Consider the following 13,833-nt stretch of genomic DNA (forward strand, 5'->3'; position numbering starts at 1 on the left):
CATAGATGGCCATAAAAGCTGAAGAAATCAGTGCTTTACTGCGCTCACAAATTGAAAATTATGAGTCTGAAATGTCTGTAACTGATGTTGGTACCGTTCTTCAAATTGGTGACGGTATTGCATTAATTCACGGATTAAATGACTGTATGGCTGGTGAGCTTGTAGAGTTCTCAAATGGTGTTCTTGGTTTAGCACAAAACCTTGAAGAATCAAATGTGGGTGTAGTTATTTTAGGACCATATAGTGAAATTACTGAAGGCGACGAAGTTAGACGTACTGGACGTATTATGGAAGTTCCAGTGGGTGAAGAACTTATCGGTCGTGTAGTAAATCCACTTGGTCAACCTATTGATGGTCAAGGACCTATCAATACAACTAAAACACGTCCAGTTGAACAAAAAGCAACTGGAGTAATGGCTCGTAAATCAGTAGATGAACCATTACAAACAGGTATTAAAGCGATCGATGCCTTAGTACCAATTGGTCGTGGTCAACGTGAGTTAATCATTGGCGATAGACAAACTGGTAAAACGACAATCGGTATTGATACTATCTTAAACCAAAAAGGCTTAGATACAATCTGTATTTATGTTGCGATTGGTCAAAAAGATTCTACAGTTAGAGCAAACGTTGAAAAGTTACGTCAAGCTGGTGCGCTTGATTATACAATTATTGTATCTGCATCAGCATCAGAACCATCACCATTACTTTATATCGCTCCATATTCAGGAGTAACAATGGGTGAAGAATTTATGTTTAATGGTAAACATGTTCTTGTGGTTTATGATGATTTAACTAAACAAGCAGCTGCTTACCGTGAATTATCATTATTATTACGTAGACCACCAGGTCGTGAAGCTTACCCAGGTGACGTATTCTACTTACATAGTAGATTATTAGAAAGAGCGGCTAAATTGAACGATTCTTTAGGTGGCGGTTCAATTACTGCATTACCTATCATTGAAACGCAAGCCGGAGACATTTCAGCTTACGTTCCTACTAACGTTATTTCTATCACTGACGGTCAAATTTTCTTACAATCTGATTTATTCTTCTCTGGTGTAAGACCAGCCATTAACGCAGGTCAATCTGTATCACGTGTAGGTGGTTCAGCACAAATTAAAGCTATGAAGAAAGTAGCCGGTACGCTACGTTTAGATTTAGCCTCATACAGAGAATTAGAATCATTTGCGCAGTTCGGTTCAGACTTAGATGAATTTACTGCTAAGAAATTAGAACGTGGTAAACGTACGGTTGAAGTCTTAAAACAAGACCAAAACAAACCATTACCAGTTGAGAACCAAGTTTTAATTATTTATGCATTAACTAAAGGTTACTTAGACGATATCCCAGTAGAAGATATCACTCGTTTCGAAGAAGAACTAAATAGTTGGGCTAAATCAAATGGTTCAGAATTATTAAGTGAAATCAGAGAAACTGGTGGCTTACCATCTGACGATAAATTTGATGCAACACTTAGTGAATTCAAGAAAAGTTTTAGCAAATCTGAATAATTAAACTTTAAATCGAAAAGGTGGTGAGATAATGGCTTCTCTAAAAGAAATTGATGGTCGTATTAAATCGACTAAAAAAATGAAACAAATTACCAAAGCAATGAACATGGTATCAAGTTCAAAATTACGTCGAGCTGAAAAGAATACGCATCAATTTGAACCATATATGGAAAAGATGCAAGATGCTATTACAGCTATAGCTGGAGCAAGTAAAAACTCTAGCCATCCAATGTTAAGACCTAGACAAGTTCAACGTAGTGGCTACTTAGTTATTACAAGTGACAAAGGTTTAGCAGGTGCATATAGTTCAAATGTGCTTAAACGACTCATCGAAGATATTAAAGAAAAACATACAAGCAGTGATGAATATAGCATTATTGTGCTTGGTCAAACTGGTGTTGATTTCCTTAAAAATAGAGGTTATGAAATAGAGAATTCACTTGTTGATGTTCCTGATCAACCTTCATTTAAATCAATACAAGCTGTTGCAAAACATGCAGTTGACCTTTTCAGTGAAGAACATATTGATGAATTGAAGATTTACTACAGTCATTATGTTAGTGTTCTTGAAAATAAACCGTCTACTAAACAAGTTCTTCCATTATCTCAAGAAGATTCTAGCCAAGGTAAAGGTCAAATGTCTTCATATGAATTTGAACCAGACAAAGAATCAATCCTAAGTGTTATTCTTCCTCAATATGTTGAAAGTTTAATTTATGGAACGATTCTTGACGCAAAAGCTAGTGAACATGCAGCTCGTATGACTGCTATGAAAAATGCTTCTGATAATGCAACTGAACTTATTGATGACTTATCATTACAATACAATAGAGCAAGACAAGCCGAAATCACACAACAAATTACTGAAATTGTGAGTGGTTCCGCAGCATTTGATTAATATTTAAAGGAGGAAACAACATGGGTATTGGCCGTGTAACTCAGGTTATGGGTCCTGTAATTGACGTTCGCTTTGAACATAATGAAATACCTGAAATAAACAACGCCCTAATCATTGACGTACCTAAAGAAGATGGCACTTTCGAATTAACATTGGAAGTTGCATTACAATTAGGTGACGACGTGGTACGTACGATTGCCATGGATTCAACAGACGGCGTTCAACGTGGTATGGAAGTTAAAAACACTGGTGAAGATATCAGTGTCCCTGTGGGCGAAGTAACATTAGGACGCGTATTTAATGTTTTAGGAGATACTATTGATTTAGATGGAGAATTAGATAGTACAGTTAGACGTGATCCTATTCACCGTCCTTCACCAAATTTTGATGAATTATCTACAGAAGTAGAAATTCTTGAAACAGGTATTAAAGTTGTAGATTTATTAGCCCCTTACATCAAAGGTGGTAAAATTGGTCTCTTCGGTGGTGCCGGAGTAGGTAAAACCGTTTTAATCCAAGAATTAATTAATAACATCGCCCAAGAACATGGTGGTATTTCAGTATTCGCAGGTGTCGGAGAACGTACACGTGAAGGTAATGACTTATACTACGAAATGAAAGATAGTGGCGTAATCAAGAAAACAGCGATGGTCTTCGGTCAAATGAACGAGCCACCAGGTGCTCGTATGCGTGTAGCTTTATCAGCATTAACGATGGCTGAATATTTCCGTGATGAACAAGGCCAAGACGTACTATTATTTATCGATAATATTTTCAGATTCACTCAAGCCGGTTCTGAAGTTTCAGCTTTACTAGGTCGTATGCCTTCAGCCGTAGGTTACCAACCAACATTGGCAACTGAAATGGGTCAATTACAAGAACGTATTACATCAACAAATAAAGGTTCTGTAACGTCTATTCAAGCAGTATTCGTACCAGCGGATGACTATACTGACCCAGCGCCAGCAACTGCATTCGCCCACTTAGATGCGACTACTAACTTAGAGCGTAAATTAACTGAAATGGGTATTTATCCAGCGGTAGATCCGTTAGCATCAACTTCAAGAGCTTTAGAACCATCAATTGTTGGTCAAGAACATTATGAAGTTGCTCGTGACGTTCAATCTACACTTCAAAAATATAGAGAATTACAAGATATCATTGCTATTCTTGGTATGGACGAGTTATCTGAAGAAGATAAACTTACAGTAAGTCGTGCACGTAGAATTCAATTCTTCTTATCTCAAAACTTCCACGTTGCTGAACAGTTTACTGGTCAAAAAGGTTCATACGTACCAGTTAAAACTACAGTAGCTAATTTCAAAGATATTTTAGATGGTAGATATGACCATATCCCAGAAGATGCGTTCCGTTTAGTAGGAAGCATGGACGACGTAATTGCTAAAGCAAAAGATATGGGTGTTGAAGTCTAAAATAATTAGGAGGTATAGATAATGAGTACATTAAATCTTGATATTGTCACTCCTAATGGTTCAGTCTACGAAAAAGATGAAGTTGAACTAGTTGTCTTTCAAACAACAGCTGGTGAAATGGGTATCATGAGTGGACACATCCCGACAGTTGCCGCATTAAAAACAGGCCATGTAAAAGTTAATTTTAGAAATGGCACTGAATATATAGCTGTTAGTGGTGGCTTTGTTGAAATTAGACATCATAAAGTAAGTGTTATTGTCCAAACAGCTGAAACAGCTAGTGAGATTGATGTTGAAAGAGCGAAATTAGCGCGTCAAAGAGCAGAATCTCATTTGGAAGACGAAGATAACAGTGATATTTACCGTGCTCAGCGAGCATTAGCAAGAGCTGAAAATCGCTTACGTGTAGCTGAATTAAAATAAATTAAAAATAAAGAGACTAAGCTATTTCTATATAAAGGCTTAGTCTCTTTTTTGGTATGAAAGTAATTGTATGAAATGCATGTGTATAGAAGCTCCATTAAATCTCTCTGTGAAGAAAAACCACTAAGACTAAACTACAAAATCTTAGAAAAGATAATAGATATTATCTCACTTCTTTTTTGTAGGTTTGATGGTTATCATTAGTATCATTCTCCACCTATTTAAGGTACAATATAATACAGTAATCTCTAAGGAGAGTAAGATATGGATTATATTGGACAATTTGCAGTTATACGTTTAATTTTATATGTGATTTGTATTTGTATTGCTTATTGGGCATTAAACTCTCTTAAGTTGGATAATCTCTTTAAAAAAGGGTATACTACTCAAGTTCAAGTTTGCTTGATTTTTTTAGCAATCTTATTAGGAACAGCAGTAACCAACTTTTTAGTTGATTTATTACAGTATTCTACGCAAGTAAAATATTTATTTTGATAACTGTAATTTAATTTAAAAAATGGATATAATTAGTAAATAATTATTTAAAAAATGGGAAATGGTAGAAGTAATAGGAGTTAAAGTGGAGGATTAAAATGGATAAAATAGTAATAAATGGAGGCAATCGCCTTACTGGAGAAGTTAAAGTCGAAGGTGCAAAGAATGCAGTATTACCTGTTTTAACTGCATCATTATTAGCATCTGAAGGAAAAAGTAAATTAACAAACGTTCCAGATTTAAGCGATGTCGTAACAATTAATAATGTATTAAAAACTTTGAATGCTGAAGTTGAATACAATAAAGAGGATGGCGCTGTAACAGTAGACGCATCTTCAACACTTAACGAGCAAGCACCATATGAATATGTTAGTAAAATGAGAGCTAGTGTATTAGTAATGGGACCTTTATTAGCACGTTTAGGTCACGCTATCGTTGCGCTTCCTGGAGGTTGTGCAATTGGTGCCCGTCCTATTGAACAACATATTAAAGGGTTTGAAGCGTTAGGCGCAGAAATTCATTTAGAAAATGGAAATATCTATGCTAGCACTAAAGATGGCTTACAAGGTGCAGATATTCATTTGGATTTCCCTAGTGTAGGTGCTACCCAAAATATTATTATGGCTGCATCATTAGCTAAAGGTAAAACAGTTATTGAAAATGTTGCTAAAGAACCTGAAATTGTTGATTTAGCAAACTACATTAATGAAATGGGCGGTAAAGTGACTGGTGCTGGTACTGATACGATTACCATTCATGGTGTAGAAAAATTAAAAGGTGTTGAACATTCTATTATTCCAGATAGGGTTGAAGCCGGAACATTAATTATTGCAGCAGCAATTACAAGAGGCGATGTATTTGTACGTGACGCTGTTAAAGAACATATGACAAGTCTAATTTATAAATTAGAAGAAATGGGCGTTAATTTAGATTTTCAAGAGGAAGGCGTACGTGTAACGGTTGATGACGAATTGAAACCTGTAGATGTTAAGACACTTCCTCATCCAGGATTTCCAACTGATATGCAATCACAAATGATGGCTTTATTACTTACAGCTGAAGGTCATAAAGTGATTACGGAAACTGTCTTTGAAAATCGTTTCATGCATGTTGCTGAATTCAGACGTATGAACGCTAATATTACTGTTGAAGGCCGAAGCGCTAAAATTGAAGGTAAAAGTCAGCTTCAAGGTGCTCAAGTAAAAGCGACAGATTTAAGAGCAGCCGCTGCCCTTATCTTAGCTGGATTAGTAGCTGAAGGTACTACTCAAGTAACTGAATTAAAGCATTTAGATCGTGGTTATGTTAATTTCCATGAAAAGTTAAAGTCACTAGGTGCCGATATTCAAAGAGTAAATGATTAATTATAATGAGCATAATGCTTAAATATATGATTTAAAAGAAGGTTGGGGCAATATGAATCAACTCCTAGAGTATGATTTTAAATGTCTCACCCTCTACTTTTGGAGGTAATTATTTATGGAAACAATTTTCGATTATAATCAAATCAAACAAATCATCCCGCATAGACAGCCCTTTTTATTAATCGATCGAGTTGTTGAGTATGAAGAAGGAAAACGCTGTGTTGGTTTGAAACAAGTTTCAGGTAACGAACCATTCTTCCAAGGTCATTTTCCTGACTATGCAGTAATGCCCGGCGTTTTAATTACAGAAGCATTAGCTCAAACAGGAGCTGTAGCGATGCTTAATAGCGAAGAGAACAAAGGTAAAATCGCTTTGTTTGCTGGAATTGATAAATGTCGTTTTAAAAGACAAGTTACTCCAGGCGATACTTTAATGTTAGAAGTTGAAATCACTAAAATTAAAGGTCCTATAGGTAAGGGCACAGCTAAAGCAACAGTCGATGGACAGCTAGCATGTAGTTGTGAACTTACATTCGCTATTCAAGACGCATAAGTTTATAATTCTAGTGGTTTTAACTACTTTTTATTTTAATTAGTTATAAGCCAAAAATAAGCCTTAGCCATTTTAAAAAATGACTAAGGCTTAATTAATGTTATTCTCGTTCAAATTTTTCTTCTTTTAACTTAGGTTTAGATTGCATCATGCGATTGAAAGTAACTTTTAATTCCTCACCTGATAAGCCTTCATCAATTAATTGCTCTAATAAACTTTCAGCATAAACTTGTCGTAAAGTATAAATATGACATTCAAAGACAATCGACATTGTTTTCTCATAAGTTGAGATATTTTTAATCGTAGCATCAAATAAGGCAGGATCATTAGAAGGTCTTGTGATAACTACTCGAATATCTAATAACGTTTGTTCATCATAGTATGTCTTCATTGTTTCATAATGAGCGTTTGAAATTACAATTTCTAATAGCCACCCAGTGCCGCTATTTTCTTTATTGATAATAACGCCATCTTCCAATTCAAATTCAGTTATTCCACCATTTTCATTTATGATTTGGAAGCGTACCGCTTTAAACGTCTTCACTTTCTCACATCCCCAAATTATTTTAAATTATACAAAAATTTATGAATTACCAAATTTAGCAGTAATTTATTAACTATTTTCTTTAAATATATCAAATTTTGAGTATCAATAGGAAAGATTTTATTAAAAATAGGATTTTGACGAGAAACAAGCTAATGAATAATATAGAGATAGAAGGAGGTGAGATATGCTAAATAAGATAGTCATAGTTGGTCGCATGACCAAAGACGCGCAAATTTATGATAAAGAGGAGGTGAAAATCGCTACCTTCAGTGTTGCTACTGAACGTAATTATAAAGATGAAAACAATGAAATAGCTTGTGATTATATTTTTTGCAAAGCATTTGGCAAAACAGCAAGTAATATTGAAAAGTACACTAGTCAAGGATCACTTGTAGGTATAACGGGACAAATGCGTTCTCGTAAATATGAAAAAGACGGGCAAACTCACTTTGTAACGGAATTATACGTTGAAACAATTAAATTTATGTCTCCCAAATCTAAGAATAATGAACTACTCTCTTCCCTCACATATGATGAAGACACTTATCCCTTAAATAATCTTGAGATAACCAATATCAATTAAATTTCTATATTTTAACTCCAATTCTATCTATTCTATATATAACATCTTTCAATTATACTCAGAACCTCTCTTATTTCTTCCCAACAAAGTAAGGGAGGTTCCTAATTTTTGGGTTTAATTATCTGAAAGATTTCAATCGTATTACATAACAAAAGTATAAGATAATATCTTAAACACTGTCATGGAAGTTTTAAATTACTGAATTTAATTAATTTGTACCGTTATTCAATGTAATTTGTATGTAAAAAAGACCTTCCTTTTTTTATTTCACTGTAACCTACACTGCTTTTATGGATGTTAAAGTGTAACTTGTAAAATAATTTATGAACAAATTACGTAGGAGGATTTTTATACTATGAAAAAGACTATTATTGCTTCATCATTAGCAGTAGGCTTAGGAGTAGTAGCTGGTAATGCAGGTCAAGCTGATGCGAGTGAATCTCAAATTAACAAGGCAGAGTTAGCACAATTAGCAGAATCAAATGATCAATCATTAAACCAAGGTCCTATTCAAGAGGGCGCTTATGATTATCAATTCAACTTAAATGGTAAATCTTATCATTTCTGGTCAGATGGCACTTATTTCCAATGGGAATATCATCCATCTAATGGTGCAACAGTAGATAACACTGCTCAACAACAAGCATCAACTCAAGCAACTGGACAACAAGCTAGCACACAAGACACATCTTCTTACAATCAAGAAGCACCACAACAAACTAGTAACCAACAACAATCAAATACAACTCAACCAACACAAACACAACAAGCACCACAAACTGAGCAAACTCAACAACCACAACAAGCTACTTCAAACACTAATCAATCTAGTCAATCAAGCAGCGAAGCTTCAAGTGGTTCATCAGTAAATGTTAATAGTCATTTACAACAAATTGCTCAACGTGAATCAGGCGGCGACATCAAAGCTGTTAACCCAAGTTCAGGTGCAGCAGGTAAGTATCAATTCTTACAATCTACTTGGGACTCAGTAGCACCTGCTGAATATAAAGGTGTATCTCCAACACAAGCTCCTGAACACGTTCAAGATGCTGCAGCTGTTAAATTATACAACACTGCTGGTGCATCTCAATGGGTAACTGCATAATTTAAATATATAATATATTTTAGCTAAGGCATCTTTTAAAGGTGCCTTGGCTTTTTTATTTGCTAATTAATTACCAATTTGATATGGTGAAAGAAATAATAAAAGCTACTAGGGGAGCCTATTGATGGCTGAGATGAATGATTCGGACCCTTATAACCTGACTTGGTTAGTACCAACGTAGGAAAGTAGTGATGTGAACGTTTCATTCATGTTCTAAGAATGAAAGCTACATTTCTACGTTGAAATGTAGCTTTTTATTTTTAAGGAGGAAATGAAATGACTTTTTCAACTGAATTAAAAGAAGCTTCACAACCTATTATTGAGAAGATTTATAATGATGGGTTTATTCAAGATTTATTAAAAGGTAGTCTATCAAAGCAAGCGGTACGTCAATATCTACGTGCTGATGCTTCATATTTAAAAGAGTTTACTAACTTATATGCACTTTTAATACCTAAAGCACCAACTATGAAAGACGTTAAATTCTTAGTTGAACAAATCGAATTTATGCTTGATGGTGAAGTAGAAGCGCATGAAATTTTAGCTGACTATATTAATGAACCTTATGAAGAAATCGTTAAAGAGAAAGTTTGGCCTCCAAGTGGCGACCATTATATTAAGCATATGTATTATCACGCTTATGCGCATGAAAATGCAGCGTATACTATCGCAGCTATGGCTCCATGTCCATATGTGTATGAAGTTGTGGCAAAAATGGCATTAGAAGATGACAATTTAAATAGAGATTCAATTACAGCTAAGTGGTTTGATTTTTATAGTACTGAAATGCGTCCACTTATAGAAGTGTTTGATCGCTTATTAGATGAACTAACTGAAAATTGTACAGAACAAGAAAAAGCTGATATTAAAGAAAGTTTCTTACAAAGTACAATTCACGAACGTAACTTCTTTAATATGGCATATATAGATGAACAATGGAACTTTGGAGGCGCTAACCATGAATAAACCTAAAATTGCTTTAACTATTGCTGGAACAGACCCTACAGGTGGAGCAGGAGTAATGGCGGATTTAAAATCATTCCACGCATGTGGTGTGTATGGAATGGCAGCTATTACGAGTATAGTGGCTCAAAATACAAAAGGCGTACAACATATTCACAACCTTGAAACGAGCTGGGTAAAAGAACAACTTGAAAGCGTCTTTGATGACGAGTTACCGCATGCAATTAAAACAGGTATGATTGCCACAAAAGAAACAATGGAATTAATTCAAGGATTTTTAAAAGAACATTCAGATATCCCTTATGTCATTGATCCAGTTATGCTAGCTAAAAGTGGCGATTCATTAATGGATGATGATACTAAAACACATTTACAAAATACATTGTTACCTTTAGCAGACGTGGTTACGCCTAATATACCTGAAGCTGAAGAAATCACAGGTTTGAAAATTGATACTGAAGAAAATATTTATAAAGCTGGGGACATCTTTATTAATGAGATTGGTAGTAAAGGCGTTGTAATTAAAGGTGGCCATTCTGCTGATTTAAATAACGCTAAAGATTTCTTATTCACTAAAGATGGCGTTTATACTTTCGAAGACCAACGTTTTGATACAAAACATACACACGGTACGGGTTGTACATTTTCAGCAGTTATTACTGCAGAACTTGCGAAAGGTAAGTCAATTTATGATGCAGTGAAAAAAGCCAAAGACTTTATTTCAATGAGTATTCAATATACACCTGAAATTGGTCAAGGACGTGGCCCTGTAAATCATTTCGCTTATATGAAGAAAGTGGGATTAGATGATGAATAACTTAGAAAAATTAAGACAAGATAATCCATTAGTTGTATGTTATACAAACGATGTAGTTAAAAATTTTACTGCAAATGGTTTACTTAGTATTGGTGCAAGTCCTGCAATGAGTGAAGCCCCAGAGGAAGCTGAAGAATTCTACAAAGTAGCGGGTGCTTTATTAATTAATATAGGTACTTTAACTAAAGCCAATGAAGAAGATATACTTGCAATCGGTAAAATTGCTAATAAACAAGGCACGCCTATCGTTTTTGACCCAGTAGCAGTAGGCGCTTCAACTTATCGTAAACAATTTTGCCAAAGATTTTTATCAGAAGTAGAAGTTTCAGTTATTAAAGGAAACGCCTCTGAAATTCTTACATTAGTTGATACAAATACAACTATGAAAGGTACAGACGGTGATACGAACCTTGATCCAGTGACTATTGCTAAGAAGGCCTATGAGAAATTAAATACAGCCATCGTCTTAACAGGAAAAGACGATGTGATTGTTCAAGATAACAAAGTTGTTAAATTATCTAACGGATCTCCTTTATTAGCTAAGATTACAGGAGCAGGTTGTCTATTAGGTGGTATAGTAGCAGGTTTCTTATTTAGAGAAACACATCCATCAATACAAGCGTTGGAAGAAGCGGTAAGTTTCTATAATATTGCTGCTGAAATTGCTGAAAATGATGCTCAAATTAAAGGACCAGGCACATTTTTACCACAATTACTTGATCAAATGTATTTAATGAACTATGAAACATATGAACGTAATGTTAAACGTGAAGAGGTAGAATAATATGTTTAAAGCGAACGATTTGAATGTCTATTTTATTTGTGGAACTCAAGACATACCACAAGGTTCTGATATTAAAGATATTTTAAAACAAGCATTAGAAGCTGGAATTACATTATTTCAATTTCGTGAAAAGGGCCCAGATTCATTAAAAGGAAAGGCTAAAGAGACGTTAGCTCGAGAGTTAATGACATTATGTCATGAATATCATATTCCTTTTCTAGTCAATGATGATGTTGAGTTAGCTTTAGCCATTGATGCTGATGGGATTCATGTAGGGCAAGATGATGAAGAAGTCACTTCTTTTAGAGATGATTTTAAAGATAAAATTATTGGGCTAAGTGTAGGCAATGAAGAAGAATATCAAGATTCTGATTTAACCGATGTTGATTATATAGGAGTAGGGCCAATGTATGCTACACCGTCTAAAGCAGATGCTAGTGCACCAGTAGGTCCTGAAATGATTAGCACTTTAAAAAATCTTAACCCGTCATTACCAATGGTAGCTATTGGTGGTATTAATGAAGATAATATTGAAGCAATTGCTCAAGCAGGCGCTGATGGTGTGTCTGTGATTTCAGCGATTGCACGTAGTCATAATATTGACAAGACTGTTACCAAATTACAAAGTTATTTCAAATAAATGATAGTTTTTTTCTTTTTTTGTTTTCTAGTACACTATGATTATGATAAAATAAGCCCTATGTGAATATATCAATAGAGGTGTAAAAATGAAGAAGAAAGCGTTACTACCTTTGTTATTAGGGGTAATGGTCTTTTTAGCCGGGTGTGATTATTCTAAATCTAGTAATAGAGATGGATTTTTCTACAACACATTCGTCGAACCAATGTCTAAAGTATTACATTGGTTAGGCCATTCAGTTTTTAATGATGATTATGGTATTGCAATCATTGTATTAGTTTTAGTCATTCGTATTGTGTTATTACCTTTCATGCTTTCAAACTATAAAAATAGTCATATGATGCGTGAAAAGATGAAAGTTGCTAAACCAGAAGTTGACGGCGTACAAGAAAAAGTTAAACGTGCACGTACTCAAGAAGAGAAAATGGCAGCTAACCAAGAAATGATGGAAGTATATAAAAAATATGATATTAACCCTATGAAGAGTGCTTTAGGTTGTTTACCAGTACTTATTCAAATGCCAGTCGTTATGGGCTTATATTTCGTATTACGTTATCGTATTGGTGGCGGAATTACTGAACATCCACATTTCCTATGGTTCAATTTAATACATCCTGATATTTGGATTACAATTATCGCCGGTGTACTTTACTTTATCCAAGCATGGGTTTCAAGTAAACAAATGCCACAAGAACAACGTCAAATGACATATATGATGATGATTGTATCACCAATCATGATTATTTGGATTTCGTTAAGTTCAGCTTCAGCATTAGGTTTATACTGGTCAGTCAGTGCAGCATTCTTAATTGTACAAACTTACTTCGCTAATATATACTATGAAAAAGTAGCTAAAAGAGAAGTTGCACCAATGCTCGAAAAATTTGAGAAAAATAAAGACTCAAATGCTAAAGGTAAAAATACTCAAGTAGTTTCTAAAAATAATAAAAAGAAAAAATAGAATATAAATTTACTTCTGTATATTAAAAGCATCGATATCATGTAATGGTATCGATGTTTTTTTGACTATTTATAAATGCCATTCAGAGTAAAATTGAGTTAAAAACTGTTTCATAAAGTTGTGGCGTTCTTGAGCAAGTTTACGACCAGTAGAGGTATGCATTAAATCTTTTAATTTAAGTAATTTATCATAAAAATGGCGAATTGCAGAAGGGGATAATGTGACGATATCTTCAGGAGAGGGAGGGTTAGAATGAGGTGACTCTGTCCACATCGGTTCATTAAAATGACCGGCAAATTGGAAGGTTCTGGCGATACCGATAGCACCCATGGCATCTAAACGATCAGCATCTCTAACTATCTGTCCTTCAATTGACAATTCCACGTTATTGTTGTTTCCCTTGCGATAACTCAAATTTTGAATGATAAATAAAATATGCTGTTGTTCATCTTTAGACAATTCAATTCTATTTAGAAAGTTTTTTAATTGATCTAGAGCTTGTTCTTTATTTGTCAATTTATCATCAATGACGTCATGTAAGAGGGCTGAAAGAATAATAATTGATTCATTGCCTTGTTGTTCAGATTGGTAAATAGTGCGTGCAAGTGATGTTACTCGCTCTACATGTGCTGTATCATGACCAGAATAGTCATTTTCATGAAAATGATACATGTAATCATGTGCTAACTTTATTTGTTGAGATTGTTCCATAATGTGCTCCTTTATAAATTGAAAATGAAGGTGAAATGAGAT

The 13,833-nt window shown here is 34.5% G+C and carries 16 protein-coding genes and 1 riboswitch; of the genes, 14 read left to right on the forward strand and 2 right to left on the reverse strand.

Annotation, left to right across the window (positions count from 1 at the left end; translation table 11 throughout):
* The first annotated feature begins 5 nt into the window (after positions 1 to 5).
* From atpA to fabZ, 7 genes are all read left to right on the forward strand, one after another.
* A complete protein-coding gene (gene atpA, locus HS848_RS11715; RefSeq protein ID WP_107507991.1) occupies positions 6 to 1,514 on the forward strand; it encodes a F0F1 ATP synthase subunit alpha in 1,509 nt (502 codons plus the stop codon).
* Positions 1,515 to 1,545: 31 nt separating this feature from the next.
* Entirely contained in the window at positions 1,546 to 2,412 is an 867-nt protein-coding gene (atpG, locus tag HS848_RS11720) for an ATP synthase F1 subunit gamma (RefSeq protein WP_198612450.1), read from the forward strand.
* Between the two features lie 20 nt (positions 2,413 to 2,432).
* Positions 2,433 to 3,845, forward strand: coding sequence for a F0F1 ATP synthase subunit beta (atpD, locus tag HS848_RS11725; protein WP_107507989.1), 1,413 nt, complete (start codon positions 2,433 to 2,435; stop codon positions 3,843 to 3,845).
* 21 nt (positions 3,846 to 3,866) lie between these two features.
* Positions 3,867 to 4,268 carry a F0F1 ATP synthase subunit epsilon gene (locus HS848_RS11730; protein WP_107507988.1) on the forward strand — a complete coding sequence of 134 codons (402 nt, stop codon included), beginning with the start codon at positions 3,867 to 3,869 and terminating at the stop codon, positions 4,266 to 4,268.
* Positions 4,269 to 4,532: 264 nt separating this feature from the next.
* Positions 4,533 to 4,763: a DUF1146 family protein gene (locus HS848_RS11735; protein WP_103166205.1), complete on the forward strand. Its 231-nt coding sequence runs from the start codon at positions 4,533 to 4,535 to the stop codon at positions 4,761 to 4,763.
* Positions 4,764 to 4,861: 98 nt separating this feature from the next.
* Positions 4,862 to 6,127 (forward strand): UDP-N-acetylglucosamine 1-carboxyvinyltransferase, encoded by a 1,266-nt coding sequence (gene murA, locus HS848_RS11740; protein ID WP_198612451.1) that lies wholly within the window; start codon positions 4,862 to 4,864, stop codon positions 6,125 to 6,127.
* A 115-nt stretch (positions 6,128 to 6,242) separates the two neighbouring features.
* On the forward strand, positions 6,243 to 6,680 hold the full coding sequence (gene fabZ / locus HS848_RS11745; RefSeq protein WP_103166203.1) for a 3-hydroxyacyl-ACP dehydratase FabZ: 438 nt from the start codon (positions 6,243 to 6,245) through the stop codon (positions 6,678 to 6,680).
* A gap of 100 nt (positions 6,681 to 6,780) precedes the next feature.
* On the opposite strand, the gene HS848_RS11750 is transcribed toward fabZ, so the two are convergent.
* Positions 6,781 to 7,224, reverse strand: a complete 444-nt coding sequence (locus HS848_RS11750) for a YwpF-like family protein (protein ID WP_107507986.1) — start codon at positions 7,222 to 7,224, stop codon at positions 6,781 to 6,783.
* Positions 7,225 to 7,411: 187 nt separating this feature from the next.
* Between HS848_RS11750 and HS848_RS11755 the strand changes: the two genes are divergently transcribed.
* From HS848_RS11755 to yidC, 7 genes are all read left to right on the forward strand, one after another.
* Entirely contained in the window at positions 7,412 to 7,810 is a 399-nt protein-coding gene (locus HS848_RS11755) for a single-stranded DNA-binding protein (protein WP_107507985.1), read from the forward strand.
* Positions 7,811 to 8,165: 355 nt separating this feature from the next.
* On the forward strand, positions 8,166 to 8,915 hold the full coding sequence (locus tag HS848_RS11760; protein WP_198612452.1) for a transglycosylase family protein: 750 nt from the start codon (positions 8,166 to 8,168) through the stop codon (positions 8,913 to 8,915).
* A 100-nt stretch (positions 8,916 to 9,015) separates the two neighbouring features.
* Positions 9,016 to 9,116, forward strand: a riboswitch (TPP riboswitch).
* 75 nt (positions 9,117 to 9,191) lie between these two features.
* Positions 9,192 to 9,881 carry a thiaminase II gene (gene tenA / locus HS848_RS11765; RefSeq protein ID WP_107507983.1) on the forward strand — a complete coding sequence of 230 codons (690 nt, stop codon included), beginning with the start codon at positions 9,192 to 9,194 and terminating at the stop codon, positions 9,879 to 9,881.
* Positions 9,874 to 10,695 (forward strand): bifunctional hydroxymethylpyrimidine kinase/phosphomethylpyrimidine kinase, encoded by an 822-nt coding sequence (gene thiD / locus HS848_RS11770; RefSeq protein WP_198612453.1) that lies wholly within the window; start codon positions 9,874 to 9,876, stop codon positions 10,693 to 10,695. Before tenA ends, thiD begins: the two co-directional genes overlap by 8 nt.
* Positions 10,688 to 11,479, forward strand: a complete 792-nt coding sequence (thiM, locus tag HS848_RS11775) for a hydroxyethylthiazole kinase (RefSeq protein WP_198612454.1) — start codon at positions 10,688 to 10,690, stop codon at positions 11,477 to 11,479. Before thiD ends, thiM begins: the two co-directional genes overlap by 8 nt.
* A 1-nt stretch (position 11,480) precedes the next feature.
* A complete protein-coding gene (gene thiE / locus HS848_RS11780) occupies positions 11,481 to 12,119 on the forward strand; it encodes a thiamine phosphate synthase (RefSeq protein WP_198612455.1) in 639 nt (212 codons plus the stop codon).
* An 88-nt stretch (positions 12,120 to 12,207) separates the two neighbouring features.
* Positions 12,208 to 13,080, forward strand: a complete 873-nt coding sequence (gene yidC / locus HS848_RS11785; protein WP_198612456.1) for a membrane protein insertase YidC — start codon at positions 12,208 to 12,210, stop codon at positions 13,078 to 13,080.
* Positions 13,081 to 13,149: 69 nt separating this feature from the next.
* Here the strand turns inward: yidC and HS848_RS11790 are convergent, their stop codons facing one another.
* A complete protein-coding gene (locus HS848_RS11790; protein ID WP_198612457.1) occupies positions 13,150 to 13,791 on the reverse strand; it encodes an HD domain-containing protein in 642 nt (213 codons plus the stop codon).
* Positions 13,792 to 13,833 lie beyond the last annotated feature (42 nt).

Source organism: Staphylococcus caledonicus (assembly GCF_016238465.1).
GTDB lineage: Bacteria > Bacillota > Bacilli > Staphylococcales > Staphylococcaceae > Staphylococcus > Staphylococcus caledonicus.

Bases quoted from the DNA above. Each gene is read 5' to 3' on its own strand.
- fabZ (WP_103166203.1), top strand. From the start codon at position 6,243: ATGGAAACAATTTTCGATTATAATCAAATCAAACAAATCATCCCGCAT.
- atpG (WP_198612450.1), top strand. From the start codon at position 1,546: ATGGCTTCTCTAAAAGAAATTGATGGTCGTATTAAATCGACTAAAAAA.
- HS848_RS11755 (WP_107507985.1), top strand. From the start codon at position 7,412: ATGCTAAATAAGATAGTCATAGTTGGTCGCATGACCAAAGACGCGCAA.
- HS848_RS11730 (WP_107507988.1), top strand. From the start codon at position 3,867: ATGAGTACATTAAATCTTGATATTGTCACTCCTAATGGTTCAGTCTAC.
- HS848_RS11790 (WP_198612457.1), bottom strand. From the start codon at position 13,791: ATGGAACAATCTCAACAAATAAAGTTAGCACATGATTACATGTATCAT.
- yidC (WP_198612456.1), top strand. From the start codon at position 12,208: ATGAAGAAGAAAGCGTTACTACCTTTGTTATTAGGGGTAATGGTCTTT.
- tenA (WP_107507983.1), top strand. From the start codon at position 9,192: ATGACTTTTTCAACTGAATTAAAAGAAGCTTCACAACCTATTATTGAG.
- thiM (WP_198612454.1), top strand. From the start codon at position 10,688: ATGAATAACTTAGAAAAATTAAGACAAGATAATCCATTAGTTGTATGT.
- atpA (WP_107507991.1), top strand. From the start codon at position 6: ATGGCCATAAAAGCTGAAGAAATCAGTGCTTTACTGCGCTCACAAATT.
- HS848_RS11735 (WP_103166205.1), top strand. From the start codon at position 4,533: ATGGATTATATTGGACAATTTGCAGTTATACGTTTAATTTTATATGTG.
- HS848_RS11760 (WP_198612452.1), top strand. From the start codon at position 8,166: ATGAAAAAGACTATTATTGCTTCATCATTAGCAGTAGGCTTAGGAGTA.
- atpD (WP_107507989.1), top strand. From the start codon at position 2,433: ATGGGTATTGGCCGTGTAACTCAGGTTATGGGTCCTGTAATTGACGTT.
- murA (WP_198612451.1), top strand. From the start codon at position 4,862: ATGGATAAAATAGTAATAAATGGAGGCAATCGCCTTACTGGAGAAGTT.
- thiD (WP_198612453.1), top strand. From the start codon at position 9,874: ATGAATAAACCTAAAATTGCTTTAACTATTGCTGGAACAGACCCTACA.
- thiE (WP_198612455.1), top strand. From the start codon at position 11,481: ATGTTTAAAGCGAACGATTTGAATGTCTATTTTATTTGTGGAACTCAA.